Origin of the sequence: Acidihalobacter sp., assembly GCF_037381185.1 — a bacterium.
Classification (GTDB): Bacteria; Pseudomonadota; Gammaproteobacteria; order DSM-5130; family Acidihalobacteraceae; genus Acidihalobacter_A.
In genome coordinates this window covers 26,499-50,680 of record NZ_JARRQY010000035.1, presented here as the reverse complement: position 1 = coordinate 50,680, position 24,182 = coordinate 26,499, and the positions used below count along the sequence as shown (strand labels likewise).

The following is a 24,182-nucleotide window of genomic DNA, read 5'->3' as shown; positions in this document are numbered from 1 at the left end:
TGCATTCCAGCACTTCCGCCGGCTTTTTGTTCTCGCCGCAAGCCCGTATCCTATGAGTTTGCCAATACCAGCCGTGTCCATGTTCGAGCGCATCCGCGAAATCCCCTATAACTACACCTCGTTCTCCGATCGGGAGATCGTTATCCGCTTCCTAGGCGAGGATGCGTGGGAAACGCTCAACCGCCTGCGTTCCACGCGCCGTACAGGGATCTCGGCGCGCATGCTGTTCGAGGTGCTGGGCGACATGTGGGTGGTGACCCGCAACCCCTATATCCAGGACGACCTGCTCGCCAACCGCAAGCGTCTCAAACAGCTTATCGAGGCGATGAACCACCGGCTCGATCAGATTGTGACTCGTGCGGAGGGCAGCGAGGATGCCCTGGTTTTGGCCCGGTCAGCGCGAGAGGCGGTCAGGCGGTTCGCAAACGACTTCCCGGAGCAAGGTAAACGCCGCGCGCGAGCGCTGCGGCGTTTCTCACGGGATATACCGGCGGCGCGATCCCGCTGACGCCGGACAGCGCGGTGATCAACACCGAAAAGCTCGAAGGGCTGTCCTCGGTCGAGCGGCGGCGCTTGCCCGAAGTCGAGCAGGAAGTGGCGACGGTGCGAGCCGAGGCCGGCGTGGTGACCAAACGGGTATCCGAGCTGGCCGCCGCGCAGGGTTTGGTGTTCGCGGTCGACCCGACTTCGCAGGATGCCTCGACCATCGGCGGCAACGTGGCGATGAACGCCGGCGGCAAGAAGGCGGTGCTGTGGGGCACGACGCTGGACAACCTGGTGTCCTGGCGCATGGTGACGCCGGATGCGCAGTGGCTGGAGGTCGAGCGTCTCGGACATAACCTGGGCAAGATCCACGATCAGGACACCGTGCGTTTTCGCCTGACGCGCTTCAAGCCAGACGGGCGCACCCCGCTCGGCGAGCCGAAGGTGCTGAGTTTCCCGGGTCGGGCATTTCGCAAGGCGGGGCTTGGCAAGGACGTTACCGACAAATTCCTCGGTGGCCTGCCGGGTGTGCAGAAGGAGGGCTGTGACGGCCTGATCACCTCCGCGGTGTTCGTGCTGCACCGCATGCCGTCGTTCATACGCACTGTGTGCATGGAGTTCTATGGCGCCGACCTGCGCGATGCGGTGCCTGCCATCGTCGAGATCAAGGACGCGCTGGATGCGGATCCGGAGGTGGTGTTGTCCGGCCTCGAGCATCTGGACGAACGCTACGTGCGCGCGGTGAAGTACACGCCTAAGGGGACCCGCGGCGAGCGCCCGAAGATGGTGCTCATCGCGGATATCGTCGGCGACGACGAGGACGCGGTCGCGCGCGCCGCCTCGCGCGTGGTGCGGTTGACCAATCAGCGCGGCGGCGAGGGTTTCGTTGCCACCAGTCCGGAAGCGCGGCGGCGCTTCTGGGCCGATCGTTCGCGCACGGCGGCCATCGCCGCGCATACCAACGCCTTCAAAATCAACGAGGACGTGGTCATTCCGCTGGAGAACCTCGCCGCCTACAGCGAGGGTATCGAGCGCATCAACATCAATCTGTCGATGCGCAACAAGTTGCGTATCGTGGATGCGATGCTCGGATGCCTGCGTGGTGACCTGCCTGAACTCAAACGGGTGCCGGGCTACGAGAAGAGCGAGGAGGGCGAGGCGGAGCTGGCGGTCAAGCGCGATGCGGCGCTGAGTTATCTTGATGGCATCAAGGCGCGCTGGGAAGCCATGCTGGCGCACGCCGACGAGGCGGCGGCGGAGCATTCCGGGTTGTTGCCGGAAACGATGCGCGCCGATCTGCGCGAAGGCGATACGCTGATGGCGCTGCTGCTGCGTCGCAGCCTGCGTGTGTCCTACCGGGCCGAGGTCGAGCGCCCCCTCAAGGAGATCTTCGAGGGGCGTGAGTACGAACCGCTACGCGAACGCCTGGACGCGCTGCACGCGCGGGTGCTGTCCAGTCGCCTGTTCGTGGCGCTGCATATGCACGCCGGCGACGGCAACGTACACACCAACATCCCGGTCAATTCGAACGACTACGCCATGATGCGCGAGGCCGAGCAGGTGGTCGACGAGGTCATGGCGCTGGCGCGTTCGCTGGATGGCGTGATCTCGGGCGAACACGGCATCGGCCTGACTAAGATGCAGTATCTGGACCCGCAGGTGGTCGAGGCCTTCGCCACCTACAAGCAGGAGATCGATCCGGAGGGGCATTTCAACCAGGGCAAACTGATGCCGGGTTCTGGTCTGGCTGGGGCCTATACGCCGTCGCTGCGCCTGGTCGAACAGGAAGCGCTGATTCTGGAGGCCAGTGAGCTCGGCGACCTCAACAATGACATCAAGGACTGTCTGCGCTGCGGCAAGTGCAAGCCGGTGTGTAATACGCACGTGCCGCGCGCCAATCTGCTTTACTCGCCGCGTAACAAGATTCTTGGTACGGGGCTGATGATCGAGGCCTTTCTCTATGAGGAACAGACCCGTCGCGGCATTTCCCTGCGTCACTTCGAGCAGATGAACGAGGTGGCCGATCACTGCACCGTTTGCCACAAGTGCCTCACGCCGTGTCCGGTGAACATCGACTTCGGCGACGTGACCATCCGCATGCGGCATATCCTCAAGCAGCGCGGCAAGCGGCGCGCGAGTCCGGTGACGGCGCTGTCGATGGCGTTTCTCAACGTCAAGGACCCGACTACCATCCGGGCCATGCGCAAGGCCATGATCCAGTGGGGCTACAAGGCGCAACGCACTGGGCACAGCGTATTTCGCCGCTTTGGGTTGCTACGCAACAAGCGCCGCCCGTCGGCGACCGCGGAGCGCGCCTCGTTGCCGACGCAGGTCGTGCAGTTCGTCAAGAAGCCGATGCCCGGCAAGCTTCCGGCCCGCACCATGCGCGCTTTGCTGGACGTGGAGGACAACACCTTGGTGCCGGTGCTGCGCGATCCGGCGCGTACCACGGAGGATTCGGAGGCCGTATTCTATTTCCCCGGCTGCGGCTCCGAGCGCCTGTTCAGCCAGATCGGTCTCGCTACCCTGACCATGCTCTATGAGACGGGAACACAGACGGTTCTGCCGCCCGGTTATCTATGTTGCGGCTATCCGCAGACCTCCAGCGGCGATGCGGAGAAGGGCAAGGCCATCACCACCGAGAACCGGGTGTTGTTTCATCGCGTGGCCAACACGCTGAACTACCTCGACATCAAGACGGTAATAGTATCCTGCGGTACCTGCATGGATCAGCTGCTCAAGTACGAGTTCGAGCAGATCTTTCCCGGTTGTCGCCTGCTTGATATCCACGAGTTCCTGATGGAAAAGGGCGTCAAGCTCGATGGTGTCGAGGGCGTGCAGTACCTCTACCACGATCCCTGCCATACGCCGATGAAGACCTATAATCCCACCTCGGTGGCTTCGACGCTGATGGGGCAGGGCGTGCAACTGTCCGATCGCTGCTGCGGCGAGGCGGGAACCTTTGCGGTGAGCCGTCCGGACATCGCCACGCAGGTACGCTTCCGAAAGGAGGAGGAGCTGCGCAAGGGGATTCGCGACCTGACGGGGGCGGATACCGCAGACAGCGGCAATGTGAAGTTGCTGACCAGCTGTCCGGCCTGCCAACAGGGTTTGTCGCGCTACGCTGAGGATACCGGCCTTGATACCGACTACATCGTGGTCGAGCTGGCACGCAAGCAATTCGGGGAGGATTGGGCCGAGCGGTTCGTGGAGCAGGCGAATCGCGGCGGAATCGAGCGGGTGCTGCTGTAGACGTCTCCGGTCAGGCCCGGAGCGTGCGCTGGCGCGTCCCGGGCCTTTGTGAGCCGGCCTAGTTCAAGGTCTGGACGCCGTTTTCGCCACTCAGGATGAGGACGTCGGCTGGGCGCGCCGCAAAAATGCCGACCGTGACCACGCCGGGGATCATGTTCAGTTCGGTCTCCATCTTGACCGGGTCGAGGATGTCCAGGTTGTGTACGTCGAGGATCAGATTGCCGTTGTCGGTGGTGAAACCCTCGCGCAGGACGGGCTTGCCGCCACGCTTGACCAGCTCCCGACCGACGAAACTGCGCGCCATCGGAATGACTTCCAGTGGCAGCGGGAAACGCCCCAGGTAGTTGACCAGTTTGCTGTCGTCTGCGATGCAGACGAAGCGATCGCTGGCGCCGGCGACCACTTTCTCGCGCGTCAGTGCGCCGCCGCCGCCCTTGACCAGATGCATTTGCCGGGTGGCCTCGTCGGCGCCGTCGACGTAGAGCTGAAGCTGGCCGGTGGCGTTGAGGTCCAGCACCGGAATACCGTGATCGCGTAGTCTCTGAGCCGATGCTTCGGAGCTGGCGACGGTACCGTCGATGCGGGCCTTGATGCCGGCCAGCAGATCGATGAAGTGGTTGGCGGTCGAGCCGGTGCCGACGCCCACGACCATGCCGTTCTCGACATAGCTGAGCGCCGCCTCGGCAGCGGCTTTCTTCATTGCATCCTGGTCCATGGTCTCGTCCGTTGTGTAGGTTCTGGATGCATCATACTAAGACGAGCCGAGGATAGGCGATACTCGGCGTGTCTATGCGCATTCGCCGCTCGGGTGGGGGCGGAATCTTCGGCGCCCATGATCGCTTTGGCCCCTGTTTACGCGATGGGGCGGTGCGTTTTGCCCGGCGCGGAACGAGTTGGATCAGGTCGGTTCGCCGCCCGGCGGAAACCGCGGAAACGCCGGTCGATCTGGACGGCGCCTGGATCGACCGGCGTCTCGGGCAGGCTGTCAGCTGGCGGCCCGAAAGCGTTCGAAGCCGCGAGTCAGGTCGTTCTTGAGATCCTGTACGTCTTCCAGGCCGATGTAGAAGCGCAGGGCCGGGCCTTCGGCTTGCCACGTGGTGGCCGTACGTATCCTGCCTGGATCGAATGGGGTAACCAGACTTTCGAATCCCCCCCAGGAATAGCCCATGCCGAATAGCTTGAGATCGTCGAGCATGGCGGCGACGGCTCGTTGCGGGGCCGGGTGCAGAATCACCGAGAACAATCCCGACGAGCCGGTGAAATCACGCCGCCAGAGCGCATGGCCGGGGTGCTGTTCCAGTGCCGGGTGCAGCACTCGCGCGACTTCGGGGCGCTGTTCCAGCCAGTGCGCCATGTCCAGCGCCTGGCGCTCGGATTCGCGCAGGCGAAGGTTCAGCGTGCGCAGCCCGCGCAGGCAGAGAAAAACGTCCTCGGGGCCTACGGTGCTGCCCAGGCCGACGTGAGTCGCGCGCAGCGCGGGCCAGTATTCGGCGTTGGCCGAAGCCAGGCCGAAGAGCAGGTCGGATGCGCCGCTCAGGTATTTGGTGCCGGCTTCGATGACGATGTCCGCGCCGTGGCGGTGCGCGTCGAACATCAGCGGCGTCGCCCAGGTGTTGTCAATGATGACCGCCGCGCCGTGCGCGTGTGCGGCTTCGGCGATGGTCGGCACATCCTGGATCTCGAAGGTCAGCGAGCCTGGGGATTCGAGAAAGACGGCCCGGGTGTTCGGGCGCATGAGTTCGGCGATGCCGGCTCCGACGAGCGGGTCGTAATAGCTCGTTTCGACGCCGAAGCGCTTGAGCATCTTGTCGCAGAAGCTGCGCGTGGGGCCGTACACCGAGTCGGTGACCAGCAGGTGATCGCCGGCTTGCAGCACGGCGAGCAGAGAGGTGGTGATCGCCATCAGGCCGGAGGGCGCCAGGATGGTGCCGGCGGCGCCGGCCAACTCGGACCAGGCATCCTGCAGGGCGGCGATGCTCGGGTTTCCAAGCAGGCCGTAGGTGAACTCGGCGCGGTCGTTGAGCAGGTCGTCCATGCTCTCGAACAGCACCGTCGAGCCGCGGTAGATCGGCGGATTGACGAAGCCGTGCTGGGCGGCGGTGTCGCGGCCGAGATGCGTGAGGCGGGTGCTCGGCTGCAGATCGCCGGTGATGTCATTCCGGGTGTCGTTTGTCTTGCCCTGACTCACGTGGCCTCCTGGCGGTTGGATGTGATTTGGGTGTGAGAAAGAATATACCTTGAATCATGGATAGTGTTTTTAATGTATGCTTTTGATTGTTTGATTTTGGGTTATTCATGCTCAATAAAAGTTACTTCAAGGTAAATAAATCTAATCAGATGTTACGTGGATAAATTCGATCGCAATATTCTCGCCTGCCTGCAGGCGGATGCAACGCTCTCCATAAGTGAGATCGCACAGCGGGTCGGTTTGTCGCCGACGCCGTGCTGGCGGCGCATTCAGAAACTGGAGGAAGCCGGCGTGATCACCAAGCGCGTCGCGCTGTTGAATCCGGACAAGCTGAATGTCGGCGTCACCGTGTTCGTGTCCGTGCGCACCAGCGAGCACGACATGGACTGGCTCGAAACCTTTGCCCGCGGCGTGGCGGAAATTCCGGAGGTGGTGGAGCTGTACAGGATGAGCGGCGACGTGGATTACCTGCTGCGTATCCAGGTGCCGGATATCGCGGCATACGATACGGTCTACAAGAAGCTGATCAGCCTGGCGCGGCTGCAGGACGTGAGTTCGAGCTTTGCGATGGAGCGGATCAAGTCGACGACGGAACTGCCGTTGGACTATATCGCGGGCAGTGGATGATCGACTCGGCCGGACGGAGCTGCGTCCGCCCGGCCGGCTGCTTTGATGGACGATCAGTTCGCGTTCTGCTGTCCCGTCGGGGTCGCCGGAACCATCTTGGTCGTGACCATGTCGACTTTGACCGTGACGCGGCGGTTGGGAGCGAGGCACTTGACCAGTGGTTTCCAGCCGGACACCCCCTTGCATTGCACCACCGGATCGGCAGGTCCCATACCGACGCTCTGGATCTTGTTGGCGGAGATGTCGTAGTGCTGTTTGATGTAGGTGGCAACGGAGTCGGCGCGTTTTTGCGATAGCTTCATGTTGTAGGCGCGCGGCCCGATGCGGTCGGTGTAGCCGGTTATCTTCACCGATTGCACCTCGGAGTCCTTGATGCTCTTGAGCTGACTGTCGAGGAGCTGGGCTTGCTCGGGCGTGACCGCATACTTGTTGAAGCCCATGGTGGCCTTGCCTGAGGCGGTTTCGTTCAGGGTGATCATCTTGGGCTTGGGCTTGGGCTTGGGCTTGGGCAAAGGCGCCGGTGTGGGTTCGGGCTTGCTGGTGGAGACTGGCGCCGGTTTGGGCTTTGGCATCAGTTGCGAATCGCATGCGGCGGTCGCGTTCTTGCTGGTCCAGCTTCCGGTGTGCCAGCACTGGCCATAGCTGTTGTGCCAGGTCTGGCCGGCACTGTTGACCCAATAACCGGGCGCGGCGAAAGCGGACAGGGGCAGGGCGAGGCCGATGCCGAGAGCCAGCTGACGCAGAGCGGGGCGACTGATGTGACGCATTGAACACCTCCTTGTAGTGAAAGTCGGCTGCCGCCATTCGGGTAGCCGTCGCGAAGCATTTTTCGTTTCTGGCGAAAAAGGCTCAACTGTCGTCTGTTACCGACGTTTCGTCGGTTATGCCTTGCATCTTACGCTCAGGTTGTTGCCGAGAGGCGACGAATTATGCTCCGTCGCAGCTAGTCATCCTCTTCATCGTCTGTATCCTCGTCATATTGCTCCTCCAGCAGAATTGCCCAAAGCGCTTCGTGATGCTCGACGAGTCGCAGCAGTTCGTGGCGAAAGCCGAGCAGCGTTTTCTCGAAGCGGGCGAAGTCGTCGCCGCCGTTCACCGACTGGGCGGCGCGTTCGAGCCCGAGCAGGACGTCGCGCAGTTTGACGCTCGCGCCCATCGCCCCCTTGATCTGCTCGCGTGGCTGTGGAATCCAACTGCGGTCGTTGGTCAGTGAACGTAGACCCTCGCCGCTCTCTAGCAGACGTTTGCGTAGACGGTCGACGGCGCCGATTTTGCTCGAGCGGACGTCGCCGAATACCGCCAGATCGAGCAGAGCGAGCCAGTCGCGCCGCAAAGCAGCGACGTGGTTGCAGTCGAAGTCGAAGGAGGCGCTGACGCGGTCGGGATCGAAAGCCATAGGGGGGCTCCTTGCGGGAAATGGGACTTAGGCGGGTTTTTCCGAGGCGAGGCGGGTGTCGAGTGCGTCCAGGCGCTGGGGCGTGCCGACGTCGATCCAGTTGCCGCGGTAGTGTTCGCCGGATACGAGGCCTTGCGCCATCGCTTTACGTAGCAGCGGAGCCAGCGGTTGCGGACCCTCGCCCAGCCCGTCGAACAGTTCGGGCCGGTAATAGCCGATGCCGCTGAAAGTGAGCCGTGGCCCGCCGCTGTCGCTGGCACGATCGCCGTGCAGCGAGAAATCGCCTTGTGGATGTTGTTCGGGATTGTCGACCAGCACGAGATGGGCAAGTGCTTCGCCGGGGTCGAACGGGGTGAGCGGATGATCGCACCAGATGTCGCCGTTGACGACCAGAAACGGCGCGTCGCCCAGCAGCGGCAGCGCATGGCGTATGCCACCGGCGGTTTCCAGCGCTCCGGGCGGTTCCTCGGAGTAGCGGATATGCAGACCGAAGCGGCTGCCGTCGCCCAGCGTTTCCCGGATCTGTTCGCCCAGCCAGGAGAGGTTGACGGCTACCTCCCGGTAGCCGGCAGTGGCTAGGCGTTGCAGTTGGTGTTCGATCAGCGTCCGTCCGCCTACGCGCAGCAGCGGCTTGGGGGTGTGGTCGGTGAGCGGGCGCATGCGTTCGCCGCGTCCGGCGGCGAGGATCATCGCGCGCATGCTGACAGCTTCCGATCCAGCTGGGTTGGGATGTCCAGGGCCTTGAGCAGGTCGGCCAGGGGTGCGGTGTCCGCGTAGCGCGGTGCGGTGTGCATCACGTAGGCCAGCACGCGGGGCAGGTCGGCGAGATAGCCCATCTTGCCGTCGCGATGGCAGAGTCTGGCGAAGATACCGAGCACCTTCAGCTGGCGTTGCAGACCCATGAGGTCGAACCAGCGCAGGAAGGTATTGTCGGCGACTGCGGCGCAGAGGCCGGCGCCGACCGCATGGTCGCGATAGTCCAGGGCCCAGGCGCGAACGCGCTCGTCGGGCCAGGCGACATAAGCGTCGCGCAGCAGGGACACGAGATCATAGGTCAGCGCGCCGCGGACGGCGTCCTGATAGTCGAGCACACCGGGTTTGTCCTGGGCGGTGAGCATGAGGTTGCGCGAGTGGTAGTCGCGATGTACGAAGACCTGGGGCTGTTCGAGCGCGTTGGCGACCAGAACGTCTTCGATCGCATTCAGCGTGGCCTGCTGTGTGGGCGAAAGCTGTAGGCCGAAATGGCGGCCGAGGAACCACTCGGGAAACAGCGCCATCTCGCGTTCAAGCGTGCTGCGGTCGTAGTCGGGCAGGTCGGCATGGGACGCGCGCTGGATGCGCAGCAGCATGGCGAAGGCGTCGCTGTAGAGGGAGTTGGCGGTGTCGGGGTTCAGTTCGGCGAGGTAGTGCGTGGAGCCGAAGTCTTCGAGCAGGGCGAAGCCCTGCGCCGCGTCGTGGGCGTGGACCCGGGGTACGTGAACGCCGGCGTCGGCGAGGCGCCGGGTGACGTCAAGAAACGGTGCAAGCGCTTCCTGCTCCGGCGGGGCGTCCATGACGATGTAGTCATGACCCGCGGTGGTGCGGGTACGGAAGTAGCGTCTGAAACTGGCGTCGCCGGAGGCCGGCTGCAGCGCGTCGAATTTGTCGAGTTGGGTGGCGAGCCAGCTTCCGATGGCTTGGAGGCGGAGATCGTTCGGCATGTGGAAAGGCTGCGGCAGTGCGGATTCAGAACGCAGTATACGCAAGCGAGAGCACGCCGAGGGCGGCGCTGGCGAAGAGCACGCCGAGCACGCGCAGCCCCAGCCGCCGATGGCCTACGGCGGCGGCCAGTACGCCTTTGGTCAAGGTGTTGGAAATGGCGGCGATGACGATAGCGATGGCTGCGACGGAGAGGGCAAGGTCGCCCTGCGTCATGCGTGCCACCGACAGGTTGATGGGATCGACGTCGGTGACGCCGGAAACGGCGGCGAGCAGATACAGCCCGGCGTCGCCCAGAGTGCGCTTGATCGCTTCGGCCAGCAGCAGGATGACGGCGAGCAGCGCGGCGAAACGCAGGGCCTGGCGCAACTCCAGCGGATTCTGAAGCTCCGGCGGATGGGGAGTGGCCGCCGGCGTGCGGCGCCACAGCAGGGCAGCCCCGAGATAGGTGGCGACGGTCATGACGCCGAGCGGAAGCGCCAGGCGGGTGCCCAGTTGATGGTTGACCGCGCTGGCAATGATCAGCGTGCGCGGGAACATGGTGCCGCATGCGGCCAGGATGCCGGTGGCGTACAGACTGGCTTGCTCCGGCGTGCTGCGGCTCAGGCGCGAGAGGTTGAGGGTGACGGCGGTGGACGACGCCAGCCCGCCGAACAGTCCGGTGTAGAGCGTGCCGCGCCTGGGGCCGGCGAGGCGCATGGCGATGAAACCGGCGAAGGACAGGCCGGCGATGAGTACGACCATCCACCACAGCGTGTATGGGTTGAGCACATGCCATGGACCGAAGCCCTGGTCGGGCAGGATCGGCAGGACGACGACGGAGATCAGGAGCAGGCGCAGCGCCGCGTAGAAGGTCCGCTCCTCGAGTTCGTGTATCCAGTGGTGCAGCGTGGGCTTGAAGCCGAGCAGCAGGGTGGCGACGACCGCTGAAGCCGCGGAAAGATAGTAGGCGCCGCTGGCTGCAAGCAGGCCCAGCGCATAGGTCACCAGGGCGGCGATCAGGCCGATCAGGCCGATCAAGCCGAAGGTGCGGATGCCGGCGATGCGCGTTCCTTCCGGCGCCTCGCGGGCCTGCCAGCCGCGCTCGAGCCCGATGAGCAGGCCCTGGGCCAGGGCCAGGCCGAGCAGGTGGATGTCGCTGAATTCCGGCATGTCGCGACCAGGCCGCCCTAGCTCACAGCGCCGCTCCGGCTCGCGTTCAGTGCAGCTGCACGGGTTCGCGCTGCAGGTCGATGATCAGGTCGCGGATGCGGGTGGCGTCCTCGGCTTCCGGCTGGGCGACGAGATAGTGTCGCAGGTCGCGCAACGCCGCCGGCGCATAGTCTACCTCGTAGAACAGCAGGCCCCGGTCGCGGTATTCCTCGTCGAGGTGAGGGTCGATCGTGATGATCAGGTCGATGACCTCCAGGGCTCGCTGCACTTCGCCCTGCTGGCGGTAGATGCCCTTGAGGTTGCGCAGCATGCGTACCAGGATCTCGCGCTTGCCGGCGCGGTGCAGCAACGACTGCATCGCGCCCGGCGTCCGGCCGTACTGCGTCTGCAGGCGCTGGCGCAGGTCTTCCTCGTCCAGGCTCACGCCGCCGTTGAAGGGATCGAGCACAACCTGCCCGCCCATGACCGTCAGTTTGACCAGAAAGTGGCCTGGGAAGGAAACGCCTTCCAGCTCCAGGCCGATACGGCGGCCGATGTCCATGTAGACCAGTGCCAGCGTGATGGGGATGCCGCGGCGGCGATCGAGAACGTCGTTGAGGAAGCTGTTGCGCGGGTTGTAGTAGTCCTCGTCGTCGCCGCCGAAACCAAGTTCCTCGAACAGGAATCGGTTCAGGTAGGCGATGCGGGTGGGGACGTCGCTATCCGCCGGGATCCCGTCGGACAGGCTTTGTGCCCAGCGCGCGAGGCGGTCGAGATAGGGCGCTGGATCGAGCGATGGGTAGGCGCTGCGGGCGATCAGCAGGGCCGAGGTGGTGAGGTCGAGTTGCTCCTCGGGAAGAGTGGCGTGTCGCTGCAGCGTGTCGCGTAGTTCGTCGTACATCTCACCCTCCGCAGTGTCGTCCCATGCCTGAAGCATGAGGCCGGTTGCGCCTCGGTTCAAGTCGGGCGGCGCATAAAACGGGGTGAGGGCATGGCGCGTCTCAGTTGAGGTAGCCGCGGCAGCTATAGAGGAAGTAGGTGGTGGCGGGCTTGCCATGCAGGTCGATCGGGAGCTTTTCCGCCAGGGCGCAGTGGCCGAACTTGGCGCGCCATGAGGAGATATTTCCGTGGAACTGATAGGGAACCACGAGAATCCCGCGCGCGCCCTTGGCCGGACTGCCGTACCAAAGGTCGAGTTGGTGCAGCCTGTGAGTGGTGATCTGCACCGGTGTCGGGTACGCGTACCAGGCGAGATGACTGGCGTAGGACCAGTCGCCGGCGAACAATACCGGGGCCGTGCCGGGCGTATGCGCCTGCCGCGTGCGCAGTGCCTCGGCCGCCAGCGCCGCCTGTTGCCAGCCGTACAGGTCGGCGAGTGGGTTGTGATTGGTTTTGAACGGAATCCAGGGCGCGGCGAACTGGCTGAGGATGACGGCGCCGAGCAGCAGCGAATAGGCTGCGGACAGGTAGGTTCCGATGCGTAGCCAGCGGGAAGTTCCCCAGTAGCGCTGCAGCCAGTAGGCGATCGGGATGCTGAGCACGGCCCAGCCGGCGGCGGTCCAGTGCGGCAGCGAGACGCGCAGGCCCGAGGAGGCGTCCAGCAGTATCAGTACCGGCGCGGCGACGGCCAGCAGCAGGCGCATGCGCGGGTCGCCGCGGCGGCGCAGCGCGAGCACGGCGCTGGCCAGGCCGAACAGGTAGATGCCGGGCGAGTAGGCCAGGAACTGAATCGCTTCCGAGACCAGGAAACGGTGCACGGACCAGTTGGTCTGCGGGTTGTCGACGTGGAACACCTGATAGCGGAACGATATCCAGCCGTGCTGCCAGTTCCACCACAGTACCGGGCTGATCGCCGCCAGCGCGATCAGCATGGCCAGCCAGGGCCAGGGCGTGCGCAACTGCGACCAGCGCCGCTCGCTGATCATCAGCACGATCGCGGAGGCGACCAGCGTGATCGCAGTGTACTTGGACAGGCCGGCAAGGCCGAACCACAGGCCGACCCAGAGCCAGCCGCGCACCTGGTCGAGCGTGATCGTGCGGTACAGGGCGCGGGCGGACAGCAGGACGAACAGCAGCAGCGGGTCGTCCGGCAGCATGGACATGCCCATGAGCATGAACATGATGCCGGACTGCAGGACCAGCACGGCGTTGAAGCCCAGCCAGGGCGATTCTTCGGGAAACAGCTCGCGGGTGAAACGGTAGAGTACCGCGCTGCTGGCCAGAATCAGCGCCAGCGGCCACAGTCGTAGGCCGAGATTGGAGGTCGTCAAGTGCTCGATCAGGGCCTGCATCCAGCCGATCAACGGCGGATGGTCGAAGTAACTCCATGCCGGATAGGCCCCGTAGAGGGCATAATGTGCGGCGTCGCCACTCAGGCCGATGCTGCGCATGGCGAACAGGTGCGTGAGGCCGACCAGCGTCAGCAACGCGAGGGTCATCGCGCCGGGGCGGCTTGGAAGCGATCGCCTGGCGGTCATGGAGCGGTTGGCTTCGATGGTCTGCGCTTCGCGGTGTCGCCGAGGGGGTCGGCACTGGCGCGGCAGTCTAGGCGCGCCTCCCCGCGGCGGACAACTTACCTGTTAGTAACGTGAGGTTAATCCGGAATGAAGTGGCGCTGGGCGCTCGCGCTCCTGATCTTTTTCGCCTTCGTCGGCTGGCTCGAACACCTGATCGGCTGGAAACGGCTGCTGGTGCCGTGGCTGAGTCTGTCGCCGCCGACGCTGCTGGCCGCCTTGGTGCTGATGTTGGGCACCTACGCCCTGCGTGCCCTGCGTATCTACGACTATTTCAGCCCGGCGCTGCACGGGCAGTTCGCGGCGACCCTGCGTCTGACCATGCTGCACAATTTCTTCAACAACCTACTGCCGATGCGCACCGGCGAGGCGGCGTTCCCGGTGCTTATGCGGCGCTATTTCGGGGTGCCGGTGAGCCGCTCGGTGCCCTCGCTGCTGTGGCTACGGGTGCTGGATTTGCATGTGTTGCTCGCCGTCGGGTGGTCGGCTGTCAGCCAGCGCTACCTGCCCGATGCGCTGGGCGCGCCGCTGTTGGCGCTGTGGCTGGCGCTGCCTGCCGTGGCCTTTGTCATGCGCGCTTGGCTGGCTGCGCGCTTGCGGGGGCGCGGCGGGCGCGGCGCGGATCTGGGACGTAAATTGGTGGAAGGGCTACCCGAGCGGCCGGTGGTGTTCTGGCGCGCCTGGGCATGGACCTGGGTGAACTGGGGCGTGAAGCTGGCGGTGATGGCCTTCATCTTCACCCGCTTCGATCCACTGCCCTGGCTGGTGACTCTGCCGGGTATGATCGGCGGCGAACTGGGCAGTGTGCTGCCGGTGCACGGCGTGGCCGGCGTCGGAACCTACGAGGCCGGCGTGATGGCCGGGCTGGCGCCCCAGGGCGTGGCGTTGACCGCTGCGCTGGCCGCGGCCGTGAACCTGCATCTGTTCATTCTCGGGGCCACGGTGCTGGGTGCCGGCCTGGCCCGTTTGCTGCCGCGCCCCGAGGCGGAGGATGCCGCCGCGGAAAGTGCGGACTAAACAGCTCTGTAGTAAAACCCGATATCACGGGGCGGAAAATTTCCCTCACACGGAAAATGTTTCGCCGTTTCTTCGGTTATCTATTTAGAAAGAAGCGTATGGATACACAACGGTTGGTCGAACTGGAGGAGCGCGTCGCCTACCTCGAAGCCGGACTCGACGAGGTGACGCAAACTCTGATGTCGCGCGAACGGGAATTGCGCGACGCCTGGGTCGCGATCGAGCGTTTGCGGTCGCAACTCTCCGAGCTTGCGCCGCCAGCCGTCGGCGACCCGGGGCAGGAGCCTCCGCCGCCGCATTATTAGCCGTCGTGTATCGACAGGCAGAGCGTGTTCCGAGTCGTCGCACAAGCTCGTTGCGCAAATGACGCTCACAGGATGGAATGCGGGAAAACGGTGTCGGGGGAACCGGATCGGCTGGTGAAGTTGGTCGGTTGGTAGAGTACTGCGCCGGATTCGAGTTCTCGCACCAACCTGAGTGACAACAATGGCCTGCTAAGCGTCGAGATCCGGAATCAGCTCGCTCTCAAGGCGCGCGATGGCGTCCTTGAGCATCAGTTTGCGGCGTTTGAGGCGGCTCAGCTGCAACTGGTCGACGGCGGGGTTCACGGCCAGCGCATTGATGGCGGAATCGAGGTCGCGGTGCTCGACGCGAAGGGCTTCCAGGCGCAGGCGGATGCTGTCGGGAGTCTCGATCGGCTGCATGGCGCGTGGTATGGACGTGGGAAGCTGAACATACCATGCGACCGGGCGGCTGCAAAGTGCGACCGTCGGAGCATCAGCAGCCCCCTAGAGGTCGATCAGCTCGACCTCTAGGGGGCGGAGCGTGTGCGGGAGGAAACCTTCGGCCACGCGGGCGAAGCGTTCCGGCGAGTCGGTCGAAATGAAGTGCACGGAGGGTTTGGACGAAGGCTCGGCGGCAAGATCGAAGGTTGCCAGCATCTCGGCTACGGCTTCGGCGGTAGTGTGCGCCGAGTCGACCAGTGTCGTTTCCGGTCCCGCCACCTTGGCGATGGCCGAGGCGAGCACGGGGAAGTGCGTGCAGCCAAGCACCAATACATCCGGGCGAGCGTCGGCGAACAAGGGTTTCAGATACCGTTGGGCAACGGCTTCCACTACCGGGCCATCGTGCCAGCCCTCCTCGGCCAGCGCCACGAACAGCGGGCAGGCTGCGGCGCGCACGGCGGCAGCCGGGAGCAGGGCGTGGATGGCACGCTCATAGGCGCCCCCGCGCACGGTGCTTTCGGTGGCGATGACCGCGATGCGTCCGCTGCGTGTGGCTGCGCAGGCCGCCGCGGCTCCCGGCTCCAGTACGCCGATGACGGGAATTTGCGGAAAGGCTGCGCGCAGGTCTTCCAGCGCCAGGGCCGAGGCCGTGTTGCAGGCCACTACCAGTAGCTTGATGCCGCGCTTGACCAGCACTTCGGCGGCTTGACGCGCGTAGCGGCTGACCGTGTGCGGACTCTTGCTGCCGTAGGGCAGGCGCGCCATGTCGCCGAGATAGAGCAGGGCTTCGTGCGGCAGGCGTGCGTGCAGAGCGCGCAGCACGGTGAGTCCGCCCACGCCGGAATCGAACACGCCTATCGGCAGTTGCCGGATGTCCATGCTCAATCCAGCATGGCCTTGAGGCTGGCCAGGTGCGCGCGGCCGAGGTCGCGGGTTTCCTCTCGATTGGCCTGTTCGCGCCGCCATTCGATGTGTTCTTCGGGGAGTTCCTCGAGGAAACGGCTGGGTTCGCAGTCGATCTCCTCGCCGTAGCGCTTGCGTTTCTCGGCGTAGGTGATGAGCAGCGAGCGCTGGGCGCGGGTGATGCCGACGTAGGCCAGGCGGCGCTCCTCCTCCACGGTGTCGGCCTCGATGCTGGAGCGGTGCGGCAATAGCTCCTCCTCCATGCCGACCAGGAACACGTGCGGGAATTCCAGCCCTTTGGCGGCGTGCAGGGTCATGAGGTTGACTGCGTCGAGATCCTGCTCCTCGTTGTTGCGTTCTAGGATGTCCATCAACGACATGTGCGCGACCAGGTCAGCCAGGCTGCGCTCGGGTTCGTCGGCGCGCAGCCGGCCCAGCCAATCGACTAGTTCGTTGACGTTGTCCATGCGCCGCGCGGCGGCCTTGGGATCGTCGTAGGTCTCCTCCAGCCAGGCCAGGTATTCGATGTCGTCGAGCACGCGGCGGGTGAGACCGACCGGATCGGCTTCGGGTTCCGCGGCCCGCCGCGCCAACTCCTCGACCCATTCGGTGAAGCGGCGCAGCGCGGTGAGCGCGCGCGCCGACAGATGCTGCTCCAGGCCGAACTCGCCGGCGGCGGCGAGCAGACCGATCCCGCGGCCGTGGGCGTACTGGCCGAGCGCTTCCAGAGTCGAAGGGCCGATGCCGCGGCGCGGGATGTTGACCACGCGCAGGAAGGCGGCGTCGTCGTCAGGGTTGACCAGCAGGCGCAGGTAGCCCATGGCGTCCTTGATCTCCTGACGCTCGAAGAACGAGGTGCCGCCGGAGAGCTTGTAGGGCACGTTCTGTTCCCGCAGCCAGCGTTCGAAGGGGCGGGCCTGGTGATTGCCGCGATAGAGGATGGCGAAGTCGCGGTAGTTGCAGCGGTCTTGGAAGTGGCGTCGGATGATTTCCGAAACCACTTTGGCGGCTTCGTCCTCGGCGCTCTTGCAGGGCTGTATACGCAGCATCTCACCGGCGCCCAGCGCGCTCCACAGCCGCTTCTCGTAGAGATGCGGGTTGTTGGCGATGAGGTGGTTGGCGGTCTGCAGGATACGGCCGGTAGAGCGGTAATTTTGCTCTAGCTTGATCACCTGCAGGCGCGGGAAATCCTTGCCGAGCTGCTCGATGTTCTCGGGCCGTGCGCCGCGCCAGGCGTAGATCGACTGATCGTCGTCGCCCACCGCTGTGAGGCCGCCGTCGACGCCGACCAGCAGTCGCATGAGACGGTACTGGCAGGCGTTGGTGTCCTGGTATTCGTCGACCAGCAGATGGCGTACGCGGTTCTGCCAGCGCTCGCGCGCCTCGGGGTCCTCTTCCAGCAGCCGCACCGGATGCAGGATCAGGTCGTCGAAGTCGACCGCGTTGTAGGCCGCCAGCGAGCGCTGATAGGCCGCATAGACCTTGGCGGCGGTGAGCTGCAGATCGTTTTCGGCGTAGCCGATGGCTTCTTCGGGGCGCAGCAGGTCGTTCTTCCAGGTGGAGATTTGCCAGCGGACGGGGTCCGCTTCGCCGGGGGCGTCCTTGTGCGTGAGTTCGCGGATCAGCGTGGTGCTGTCCTGGGCGTCGAAGATGGAAAAGCCGGCCTTGAGGCCGACATGCTTGAGTTCCTGGCGCAGCAGGTTGAGGCCGAGGGTGTGGAAGGTCGATACGCTCAGGCCACGTCCTTCCTCGCGCGACAGCAGTGCTGCGGCGCGCGCCTTCATCTCGCGGGCGGCCTTGTTGGTGAACGTCACCGCGAAAATGCCGCGCGGGCTCAGTCCGCGGTGGCGCACGAGGTGCGCGATCTTGGCCGTGATCACGCGCGTCTTGCCGCTGCCCGCGCCGGCGAGCACCAGCAGGGGCGCGTCCGTTTCCTTGACGGCCGCGCGCTGGGCGGGGTTGAGGCCTTCGATTTCGGGGGAGGTGCTCATGGAGGTTGCGTATTCTAACCGGACGCTGGAGTCTTGTGGGGAGTCGCTGGTCGGCGACGCGCTTTTGGCTGCGCTAAGGCTTGGGCGGTGCGTGTCGAGATTGCTTCCCCTTGTCGGCGTTGAGGCTCGTTTCGGGCGTGTCGTCGATTCAGATAGATGCCCTATACCCCAAATCGCGTCCGAAACCGGCCGCCGAGGTCAGCAAGTACGTGGATTCCACTTGGCGCAAGCTAAACAACACCCGCCGCTGACTCGTGCCCGAAATCGGCACTAATTTGGAAACCAGTTTTGAGGAGATGGACAATACGATGCCCTTTATCCTCTCAACTCCTTTCCAGTCAATTCCAGGAACAGATCCTCCAGAGTCCGACTGCGTATCCGCAGGCCGTCCAGTGGCACGCTCGCCTTCAACAACGCGGCGATGGCGGCATTGACGTCGCCGGTTTCGATCTCGAACGAATCATGGGTTCGCCGCGCCGTCATCGGCAGTTCCCGGGTGCCGGTAGGAAGTGCGTCCAGCGGCAGTTGCAGGACGACATCGTTGAAATGGCGCGCGAGCAGGGCGTCGGGCGTGCCGAGAGCGATGATTTCGCCGTGATCCATGATGGCGATCTCGTCGCACAGCGTGTATGCCTCTTCCATGTAATGCGTGCTGAGCAGGACCGTTTTGCCCTCGGCCTTGATGTCTTCGATCAGGCTCCAGAAGTTGTGCCGGGCCTGCGGGTCGAGGCCGGTGGTCGGTTCGTCCAGGAACAGGACGTCGGGATCGTTGACCAGCGCGATGGCGAGCAGCATGCGCTGGCGTTGTCCGCCTGACAGGCGGCGATTGTCGCGGTCGAGGTATTCCTGCAACGCGCAGCGCTCGACCAGTTCGTCCAGCGCGCGGGTGCGTGGATAAAGGCTGGCGAACATCTGCAGGGTCTCGCGCACGGTGATGAATTCGGCCAGCGCGGTCTCCTGGAACATGATGCCGGCGCTATTGCGGAAATCCGTGCCCAGCGGTGCTCCGCGGTAGAGGATCTCGCCGCCGCTGGGAGAGGTGATCCCTTCGAGCATTTCCAGGGTGGTGGTCTTGCCCGCACCGTTGGGGCCGAGCAGCCCGAGACAACTGCCCGGCTCCACGGTGAGGCCGATGCCGCGCACGGCCCGGACCTTGCCGTAGTCTTTGGTCAGGTTACGGGCGACGAGCAGGGATTCCATGGTCTTAGGCGGCTTCTAGTCGAGGCTCAGCTCGCTGCGGATGCGTCCGCCGCCATGACTGAGGTCGATCCGCAGGTCGCGGCCGTCGAGTACGGTGGCGCAGGCGAGCAGGAATATCTCCAGGAACTCGCTGCGTTCCTGGTCGGGCAGCGCGCTCCGGCGGTTGAAGGTGCCGAAGGCGCTGTCGTGGAAGGCGGCGATGAACAGGATCATCTCGTGCATGCGTTGCTGGTCGTGCGGACTCGGCGCTCCGAAGCCGCTGAACGGCGTCGGCTCGTCGAGCTTGCGCTTGATGTGCTCGTAGACGTGTTCGAGGTATTCGGCCGCGCTCTGTTTGCCGTATTCGTCGGCTAGCGAAACGTCGAGGCCGAGGCGCTCTCCGGAGCGTGTGAGCATGGTGACCCGCTTCTCGATCGGCGCACCCGGCTGCTGTGGCGGTTGCTGGGACGCCATCGCTATGCGGCCAGCGTGCCGGTGACGATCACGTCGCGCCCGTCGGCCACGAAGTGCACCTCGGGTTCCAGGCCGGCCGCGCGGAACTGTTCGGCGATCTCCTCGGGGCGCAGGAAGTGGTTGCCCTGCACGTGTTCGCTCAGATTCTGGAAGGCCATGCCGCGTCGTGCAGGGCTGCGCAGATCGCTGCGCCGCGCCGGCCAGTTGGGCTCCCAGATGACCGCGGCACCGCCGGGACGCAGATGCTCGCGCAGGATACGGAAGACGTTTTCCTTTTCGTCCCAGACGTGGTGCAGGGCGCGGTTCATGGAGATCAGATCGACGGGTTCCTCGATGTGGAAGTTGTGGATGTCGCCGACCGCGAAGTTGAGGCGCTTGTCCAGCTCTTCCTGTTCGGCCAGCCGCGTCGCCTGGGAGATGTTTTCGTCGAAGCCGTCCAGGCCGATGCCGCGCAGGTGCGGGCAGCGGCGGGCCAGGGTGCGCAGGTACCAGCCGTTGCCGCAGCCCAGATCGACGGCCAGTCCCCCGCGTTCGTCGACCGCGCGGAAGGTCGGCACCTGATCGACGACCTGCTTTTCCAGCAGGGGGGCGAACTGGTGTTCCAGCATGGGGCCGAACCAGGGTAGTATGGTTTCGCGTTCGCCGAGTACGCGCTCGCCGGGGCGTTCGCCGCTGCGCATGAGTCCGGCAGCCCGCTCGCTCATGTGGGAGGAGAGCATGCTCTGCACGGCGAAAGGCATGAGGGTGCCGGGTTGCTCAGGCATGAAGGCGCGCCCCAGTGGCGTGAGCTGAAACTCGCCGTCCACCGCTTCATCGATCAGTTCGAAGGCGTAGGCGGCGTCGCACCAGCGTATGACGTAGGCGTCGTCCATTTCCGCTTGTGCGGCGAGGCGTGACGGGCTGGCGCTGCCGATTTCGTCCAGCGCGGCGAACAGGCCGTTGGCTACGCCGATGTAGGCGATGTCGAGGCTGACCGCCGCCTGGGCTCGGCGCATGATGTCCTGACGCAGGGAATCGATATCTGTGGCCATGGCTTTTGGGAAGATGCGCTGCGAAGAGGCGATCATCCTAGCACCGGCTTCGCATCTCCGCATGTCGTTCAAGGTGGCTGTTACCGACTTGTCACATGCCGGCATGCGGTATGAGGTAGTCTTGTGCCTGCTCCGTATAATGGCTTTTTTATCAGACGGAGGCGGGTGTCGCGCATGCCGCAGAAACCGCCGGACGATACGCCCTCCGCCGTTCGTTTCAGCGCCGCTCCGCGCAATGCAGCTGTGGGCGTGCGGTCTTCGGGAGGATTTGCATGAATCTGGGAACGCCGTTGAGTCCGAGCGCGCTGCGTGTGATGCTGCTGGGTGCGGGGGAATTGGGCAAGGAAGTGACGATCGAGCTGCAGCGTCTGGCTGTCGAGGTGATCGCGGTCGATCGCTACGCCGATGCGCCCGCGCACCAGATCGCGCACCGCGCGCACGTGATCGACATGACCGACCCGGTCGCACTGCGTGAGCTGATCGAACGCGAGCGCCCGCATCTGATGGTGCCCGAGATCGAGGCCATCGCGACCGACACGCTCGCCGAAATCGAAGCCGAGGGGCTGGCCGAGGTGATTCCCACCGCGCGCGCCACGCAGCTCACCATGAACCGCGAGGGTATCCGCCGTCTTGCGGCGGAGACACTGGGTCTGCCGACTTCGCGCTATGCCTTCGCCGATTCCCTGGAGGAGTTGCGGGCGGCGGCTGCGGAGATCGGTTTCCCCTGCATCGTCAAGCCGGTCATGTCTTCGTCCGGCAAGGGGCAGTCGCGCGTCGACAGCGCAGAAGCTGTCGATGCGGCGTGGGATTACGCGCAGTCCGGTGGACGCGTGAACAAGGGCCGGGTGATCGTCGAGGCGGTGATCGAGTTCGATTTCGAAATCACGCTGCTCACCGTGCGTACTGTCGGTGCGGACGGCCTGCCCGAAACGCATTTCTGCGAGCCCGTCGGTCATCGCCAGGAGCGCGGCGACTACGTCGAGAGCTGGCAGCCGCAGCCGATGTCTGCGCAGGCACGGCAGCGGGCACAGGAGATTGCCCGCGCGGTGACGGATGACCTGGGCGGGAGGGGCATTTTCGGCGTCGAACTGTTCGTTCGCGGCGATGCGGTGTGGTTCAGCGAAGTGAGCCCGCGCCCGCACGATACCGGCATGGTGACCATGGTCACGCAGGCGCAAAGCGAGTTTGCGCTGCACGCGCGCGCCATCCTCGGCCTGCCGGTGTCCAGCGAACTGCTGACGCCGGGTGCCAGCGCGGTGATCTACGGTGGCCTGGAAGCGCGCGGCATCGCCTATGAGGGCGTTGCCGATGCCTTGCGCGTCCCGGCCACGGAGCTGCGCCTGTTCGGCAAGCCGGAGTCGTTCGAGCGCCGCCGTATGGGGGTGGCCCTGGCGCGTGGCGAGGACATCCGGCAGGCGCGCGAGCGTGCGCGCGAGGCCGCCGCATGTGTACGCCCCGTGTCAGCCGATTGATTTCTCAACAAATTGATTTCTCAACAACAGGAGTTCAACGATGTACTACGTCGTCGCCAATCGCGTACCCGTCGCCCCCGGTTGGGAGGAGCGGTTCGAGGAGCGTTTCCGTAATCGTGCAGGACAGGTCGAGCAGCAAGCGGGTTTCGTCAGCATGGAAATACTCAAACCCCGCAGCGAAGGGGCGCCGTGGGTGGTGCTGACGCGCTGGGAGAATGAAGAGGCCTTTCGCAACTGGATCGGCAGCGAGGATTTCAAGGCCGCGCATCGCAACCCGCTACCCAAGGAAGCGTTCGTCGGCGAGGGCGGGTTGGAACAGCACGAGGTGGTGATTTCCGCATATCGCGGATGATTTCGTTGAGCTGTTGCTGCCTATCCGTATCGGAAGTATGGGCCAAGGGGAAAGGGGGGCTTGCCGCATTCGCTCGGCAGCGTATTCGTTCATCCGGGAGACGATAGATGGACGCCGCAGGGATGCCTGACACCCCGGTCACGATTGCATGCGCTCAAGCGCAGCCGGTTGCGGGAGACGTGGTCGCCAATGTCCGTCTGGCCGCAGCTATGGTCCGAGAGGCCGGTGATGCAGGAGCGACCATCGTTCAGTTCCCTGAGAAATTTCTCAGTGGCTATGAACCCGGTCTGATACGGTCGGATCCGGACAAATATGCGGTGACGGCCGAAGATCCACGGCTGCAGCCGATTTTCGAGGCCTGTCGGGAAAACGAGGTGGCCGCCCTGATCGGCGCTGCTGCTCGGGGTGGCGGCGATCTGCATGTGTCGTCGTTGATTGTCGACGGAACAGGCGGTTTCCGTGGCTTCTATCACAAGCAGTTCCTGTTCCCTACGGAACGCTCGCTTTATGCGGCGGGTAGGACTGGGGTCGCGCTGGACCTTGGCAATTGGCGGTTCGGGTTGGCCATCTGCTATGACACGGGTTTTCCGGAACATGCCAGAGCGGCAGCGCTTAACGGCTGCCATGTCTATTTCGCCAGTGCGCTGTTCAGTGCGGGCAACGGTTACTACGAATCACGCGTCTGGTTTCCCGCGCGTGCTCTGGACAATACGATGTTCTGTGCTCTTTCGAACCATGTCGGCACGACCGGCGACTGGCAGACTTGCGGCGCCAGCGCGATCTGGTCGCCCTACGGGAACGTGTTGGCCGAAGCTGGCAGGGACAACAGACAGCTGGTCATTGCGACGCTTGAGCCGGAAATGCTGCGCAAAATGCGCGAGCAGGAAACCATGCTATCCGATTTGCCCGCTCGTCTCCGGATGTCCGAGACCCCCTATCATGTGATCGGGCTGGTTGCTGACGCGATTCGTTAAACCCGGGTTTCGGATATTCACGTCTTCCGGTTCTTTGGTGACGCTTCAGCTTGGCATCGCCCGCTGCAGAATATCCTCTACCCCCGGTCCGGCCGGCAGTACGCCAAACGTTCGGGCATCAACGCCGTCGAGCCGCCTGGCGACGAACGCTTCCGCCACCGTTGCCGGAGCGGCGCCGATCAGCAAACTGGCCAGCAAGGCCAAAGCCATCCCGGCGACGAGACGGCGCGCACCGAATTCGAGTTCCGATCTGGCGGCCAGTGCATGTTCGAGCGTTGTCGTTTAGTGAGGGTAACCTGCTACCCAAGGAAGCGTTCATCGGTTAGGGCGGATTGGAGCAGCACGAGTTGGTGGATTCTGCATATCGTGAGTAGCAGCGTTTGTTTGTCGTTGATGGCCTTGAGACGCTATGTCACCATAAAAATATGGTTATTGGGCGTCACGATTGATGTCCACTGAATTCATTGGGTCGGGTTCGGAATATGGTTCGGGCAGCGTCGATGCTGATCGCGGTCAATATGCCGGGGATGAGGCGGCCCAGAGGGCGGGATTGCTTCGAGGAGTTTCCCGAACAAATGACGTGGGGTGAAGTGACTAGCAGTGATTTGTCACTAATAATCAAGTTGGGCGACAGGGGGCCTAGCTTTGAACCAAAGCACAATAATTTCAAATAGGGGGCGAGTATGGCAACGGCCGTATTGCATCCATCTCAAGCGTTTCGCAAAAAATCAACTAATATTCGATGATGAAGAAACCAAGGTCCTAACTTTTCTTGT

General features: G+C 64.2%; 22 protein-coding genes and 1 pseudogene. 7 read left to right on the top strand and 16 right to left on the bottom strand.

The window, feature by feature from the left end:
• The first annotated feature begins 79 nt into the window (after positions 1-79).
• Positions 80-3,735: pseudogene (locus P8014_RS13020) on the top strand (DUF3683 domain-containing protein).
• Positions 3,736-3,793: 58 nt separating this feature from the next.
• On the opposite strand, the gene rpiA reads toward P8014_RS13020, so the two are convergent.
• Both rpiA and metC read right to left on the bottom strand, forming a co-directional pair.
• Complete coding sequence (rpiA, locus tag P8014_RS13015; protein WP_337817753.1) at positions 3,794-4,450, bottom strand: ribose-5-phosphate isomerase RpiA; 657 nt, start codon at positions 4,448-4,450, stop codon at positions 3,794-3,796.
• Positions 4,451-4,720: 270 nt separating this feature from the next.
• Positions 4,721-5,923, bottom strand: coding sequence for a cystathionine beta-lyase (gene metC / locus P8014_RS13010; RefSeq protein WP_337817752.1), 1,203 nt, complete (start codon positions 5,921-5,923; stop codon positions 4,721-4,723).
• A gap of 156 nt (positions 5,924-6,079) precedes the next feature.
• Here metC and P8014_RS13005 point away from each other — a divergent pair, with 156 nt between their 5' ends.
• A complete protein-coding gene (locus P8014_RS13005; protein ID WP_337817751.1) occupies positions 6,080-6,550 on the top strand; it encodes an Lrp/AsnC family transcriptional regulator in 471 nt (156 codons plus the stop codon).
• Between the two features lie 53 nt (positions 6,551-6,603).
• Here the strand turns inward: P8014_RS13005 and P8014_RS13000 are convergent, their stop codons facing one another.
• The 7 genes from P8014_RS13000 to P8014_RS12970 form a co-directional block, all read right to left on the bottom strand.
• Entirely contained in the window at positions 6,604-7,317 is a 714-nt protein-coding gene (locus tag P8014_RS13000; protein ID WP_337817750.1) for an OmpA family protein, read from the bottom strand.
• Between the two features lie 176 nt (positions 7,318-7,493).
• On the bottom strand, positions 7,494-7,946 hold the full coding sequence (locus tag P8014_RS12995; protein WP_337817749.1) for a hypothetical protein: 453 nt from the start codon (positions 7,944-7,946) through the stop codon (positions 7,494-7,496).
• A 27-nt stretch (positions 7,947-7,973) separates the two neighbouring features.
• Complete coding sequence (murU, locus tag P8014_RS12990) at positions 7,974-8,645, bottom strand: N-acetylmuramate alpha-1-phosphate uridylyltransferase MurU (RefSeq protein WP_337817748.1); 672 nt, start codon at positions 8,643-8,645, stop codon at positions 7,974-7,976.
• Positions 8,633-9,646 carry a phosphotransferase gene (locus P8014_RS12985; RefSeq protein WP_337817747.1) on the bottom strand — a complete coding sequence of 338 codons (1,014 nt, stop codon included), beginning with the start codon at positions 9,644-9,646 and terminating at the stop codon, positions 8,633-8,635. Before P8014_RS12985 ends, murU begins: the two co-directional genes overlap by 13 nt.
• Before the next feature lie 25 nt (positions 9,647-9,671).
• Entirely contained in the window at positions 9,672-10,796 is a 1,125-nt protein-coding gene (locus P8014_RS12980) for an MgtC/SapB family protein (protein WP_337817746.1), read from the bottom strand.
• Between the two features lie 46 nt (positions 10,797-10,842).
• Positions 10,843-11,712: a tetratricopeptide repeat protein gene (locus tag P8014_RS12975; RefSeq protein ID WP_337817745.1), complete on the bottom strand. Its 870-nt coding sequence runs from the start codon at positions 11,710-11,712 to the stop codon at positions 10,843-10,845.
• 64 nt (positions 11,713-11,776) lie between these two features.
• Complete coding sequence (locus P8014_RS12970) at positions 11,777-13,252, bottom strand: glycosyltransferase family 39 protein (RefSeq protein ID WP_337817744.1); 1,476 nt, start codon at positions 13,250-13,252, stop codon at positions 11,777-11,779.
• A 126-nt stretch (positions 13,253-13,378) separates the two neighbouring features.
• Here P8014_RS12970 and P8014_RS12965 point away from each other — a divergent pair, with 126 nt between their 5' ends.
• Entirely contained in the window at positions 13,379-14,305 is a 927-nt protein-coding gene (locus tag P8014_RS12965) for a lysylphosphatidylglycerol synthase transmembrane domain-containing protein (RefSeq protein WP_337817743.1), read from the top strand.
• Positions 14,306-14,403: 98 nt separating this feature from the next.
• The gene (locus P8014_RS12960) at positions 14,404-14,610 is read left to right on the top strand and encodes a SlyX family protein (protein WP_337817742.1); all 207 of its coding nucleotides are present in this window, start codon (positions 14,404-14,406) and stop codon (positions 14,608-14,610) included.
• A gap of 189 nt (positions 14,611-14,799) precedes the next feature.
• On the opposite strand, the gene P8014_RS12955 is transcribed toward P8014_RS12960, so the two are convergent.
• The 6 genes from P8014_RS12955 to P8014_RS12930 all read right to left on the bottom strand — a co-directional run bounded on the left by P8014_RS12955 (position 14,800) and on the right by P8014_RS12930 (position 20,644).
• Positions 14,800-15,009, bottom strand: coding sequence for a DUF465 domain-containing protein (locus tag P8014_RS12955; protein ID WP_337817741.1), 210 nt, complete (start codon positions 15,007-15,009; stop codon positions 14,800-14,802).
• 84 nt (positions 15,010-15,093) lie between these two features.
• Entirely contained in the window at positions 15,094-15,909 is an 816-nt protein-coding gene (murI, locus tag P8014_RS12950; protein WP_337817740.1) for a glutamate racemase, read from the bottom strand.
• A 2-nt stretch (positions 15,910-15,911) separates the two neighbouring features.
• Positions 15,912-17,906, bottom strand: a complete 1,995-nt coding sequence (locus P8014_RS12945) for a UvrD-helicase domain-containing protein (RefSeq protein ID WP_337817755.1) — start codon at positions 17,904-17,906, stop codon at positions 15,912-15,914.
• A 333-nt stretch (positions 17,907-18,239) separates the two neighbouring features.
• Positions 18,240-19,124: an ABC transporter ATP-binding protein gene (locus P8014_RS12940; RefSeq protein WP_337817739.1), complete on the bottom strand. Its 885-nt coding sequence runs from the start codon at positions 19,122-19,124 to the stop codon at positions 18,240-18,242.
• 15 nt (positions 19,125-19,139) lie between these two features.
• Positions 19,140-19,577 carry a hypothetical protein gene (locus tag P8014_RS12935; protein WP_337817738.1) on the bottom strand — a complete coding sequence of 146 codons (438 nt, stop codon included), beginning with the start codon at positions 19,575-19,577 and terminating at the stop codon, positions 19,140-19,142.
• 2 nt (positions 19,578-19,579) lie between these two features.
• Entirely contained in the window at positions 19,580-20,644 is a 1,065-nt protein-coding gene (locus P8014_RS12930) for a class I SAM-dependent methyltransferase (protein ID WP_337817737.1), read from the bottom strand.
• A gap of 236 nt (positions 20,645-20,880) precedes the next feature.
• On the opposite strand from P8014_RS12930, the gene purT reads away from it, so the two are divergent.
• From purT to P8014_RS12915, 3 genes are all read left to right on the top strand, one after another.
• Positions 20,881-22,080, top strand: a complete 1,200-nt coding sequence (gene purT / locus P8014_RS12925; protein WP_337817736.1) for a formate-dependent phosphoribosylglycinamide formyltransferase — start codon at positions 20,881-20,883, stop codon at positions 22,078-22,080.
• Between the two features lie 40 nt (positions 22,081-22,120).
• Positions 22,121-22,432 (top strand): antibiotic biosynthesis monooxygenase, encoded by a 312-nt coding sequence (locus P8014_RS12920; RefSeq protein ID WP_337817735.1) that lies wholly within the window; start codon positions 22,121-22,123, stop codon positions 22,430-22,432.
• Positions 22,433-22,539: 107 nt separating this feature from the next.
• Entirely contained in the window at positions 22,540-23,406 is an 867-nt protein-coding gene (locus P8014_RS12915; protein ID WP_337817734.1) for a carbon-nitrogen hydrolase family protein, read from the top strand.
• Positions 23,407-23,451: 45 nt separating this feature from the next.
• Here P8014_RS12915 and P8014_RS12910 read toward each other — a convergent pair whose 3' ends face one another.
• A complete protein-coding gene (locus P8014_RS12910) occupies positions 23,452-23,616 on the bottom strand; it encodes a hypothetical protein (protein ID WP_337817733.1) in 165 nt (54 codons plus the stop codon).
• Positions 23,617-24,182: the final 566 nt, after the last annotated feature.

What these genes read in the sequence shown, in the direction of transcription:
- rpiA (WP_337817753.1), bottom strand. Translation starts at nt 4,450, where the DNA reads ATGGACCAGGATGCAATGAAGAAAGCCGCTGCCGAGGCGGCGCTCAGC.
- P8014_RS13000 (WP_337817750.1), bottom strand. Translation starts at nt 7,317, where the DNA reads ATGCGTCACATCAGTCGCCCCGCTCTGCGTCAGCTGGCTCTCGGCATC.
- P8014_RS12995 (WP_337817749.1), bottom strand. Translation starts at nt 7,946, where the DNA reads ATGGCTTTCGATCCCGACCGCGTCAGCGCCTCCTTCGACTTCGACTGC.
- murU (WP_337817748.1), bottom strand. Translation starts at nt 8,645, where the DNA reads ATGCGCGCGATGATCCTCGCCGCCGGACGCGGCGAACGCATGCGCCCG.
- P8014_RS12985 (WP_337817747.1), bottom strand. Translation starts at nt 9,646, where the DNA reads ATGCCGAACGATCTCCGCCTCCAAGCCATCGGAAGCTGGCTCGCCACC.
- P8014_RS12980 (WP_337817746.1), bottom strand. Translation starts at nt 10,796, where the DNA reads ATGCCGGAATTCAGCGACATCCACCTGCTCGGCCTGGCCCTGGCCCAG.
- P8014_RS12975 (WP_337817745.1), bottom strand. Translation starts at nt 11,712, where the DNA reads ATGCTTCAGGCATGGGACGACACTGCGGAGGGTGAGATGTACGACGAA.
- P8014_RS12970 (WP_337817744.1), bottom strand. Translation starts at nt 13,252, where the DNA reads ATGACCGCCAGGCGATCGCTTCCAAGCCGCCCCGGCGCGATGACCCTC.
- P8014_RS12965 (WP_337817743.1), top strand. Translation starts at nt 13,379, where the DNA reads ATGAAGTGGCGCTGGGCGCTCGCGCTCCTGATCTTTTTCGCCTTCGTC.
- P8014_RS12960 (WP_337817742.1), top strand. Translation starts at nt 14,404, where the DNA reads ATGGATACACAACGGTTGGTCGAACTGGAGGAGCGCGTCGCCTACCTC.
- P8014_RS12955 (WP_337817741.1), bottom strand. Translation starts at nt 15,009, where the DNA reads ATGCAGCCGATCGAGACTCCCGACAGCATCCGCCTGCGCCTGGAAGCC.
- murI (WP_337817740.1), bottom strand. Translation starts at nt 15,909, where the DNA reads ATGGACATCCGGCAACTGCCGATAGGCGTGTTCGATTCCGGCGTGGGC.
- P8014_RS12940 (WP_337817739.1), bottom strand. Translation starts at nt 19,124, where the DNA reads ATGGAATCCCTGCTCGTCGCCCGTAACCTGACCAAAGACTACGGCAAG.
- P8014_RS12935 (WP_337817738.1), bottom strand. Translation starts at nt 19,577, where the DNA reads ATGGCGTCCCAGCAACCGCCACAGCAGCCGGGTGCGCCGATCGAGAAG.
- P8014_RS12930 (WP_337817737.1), bottom strand. Translation starts at nt 20,644, where the DNA reads ATGATCGCCTCTTCGCAGCGCATCTTCCCAAAAGCCATGGCCACAGAT.
- purT (WP_337817736.1), top strand. Translation starts at nt 20,881, where the DNA reads ATGAATCTGGGAACGCCGTTGAGTCCGAGCGCGCTGCGTGTGATGCTG.
- P8014_RS12920 (WP_337817735.1), top strand. Translation starts at nt 22,121, where the DNA reads ATGTACTACGTCGTCGCCAATCGCGTACCCGTCGCCCCCGGTTGGGAG.
- P8014_RS12915 (WP_337817734.1), top strand. Translation starts at nt 22,540, where the DNA reads ATGGACGCCGCAGGGATGCCTGACACCCCGGTCACGATTGCATGCGCT.
- P8014_RS12910 (WP_337817733.1), bottom strand. Translation starts at nt 23,616, where the DNA reads ATGGCTTTGGCCTTGCTGGCCAGTTTGCTGATCGGCGCCGCTCCGGCA.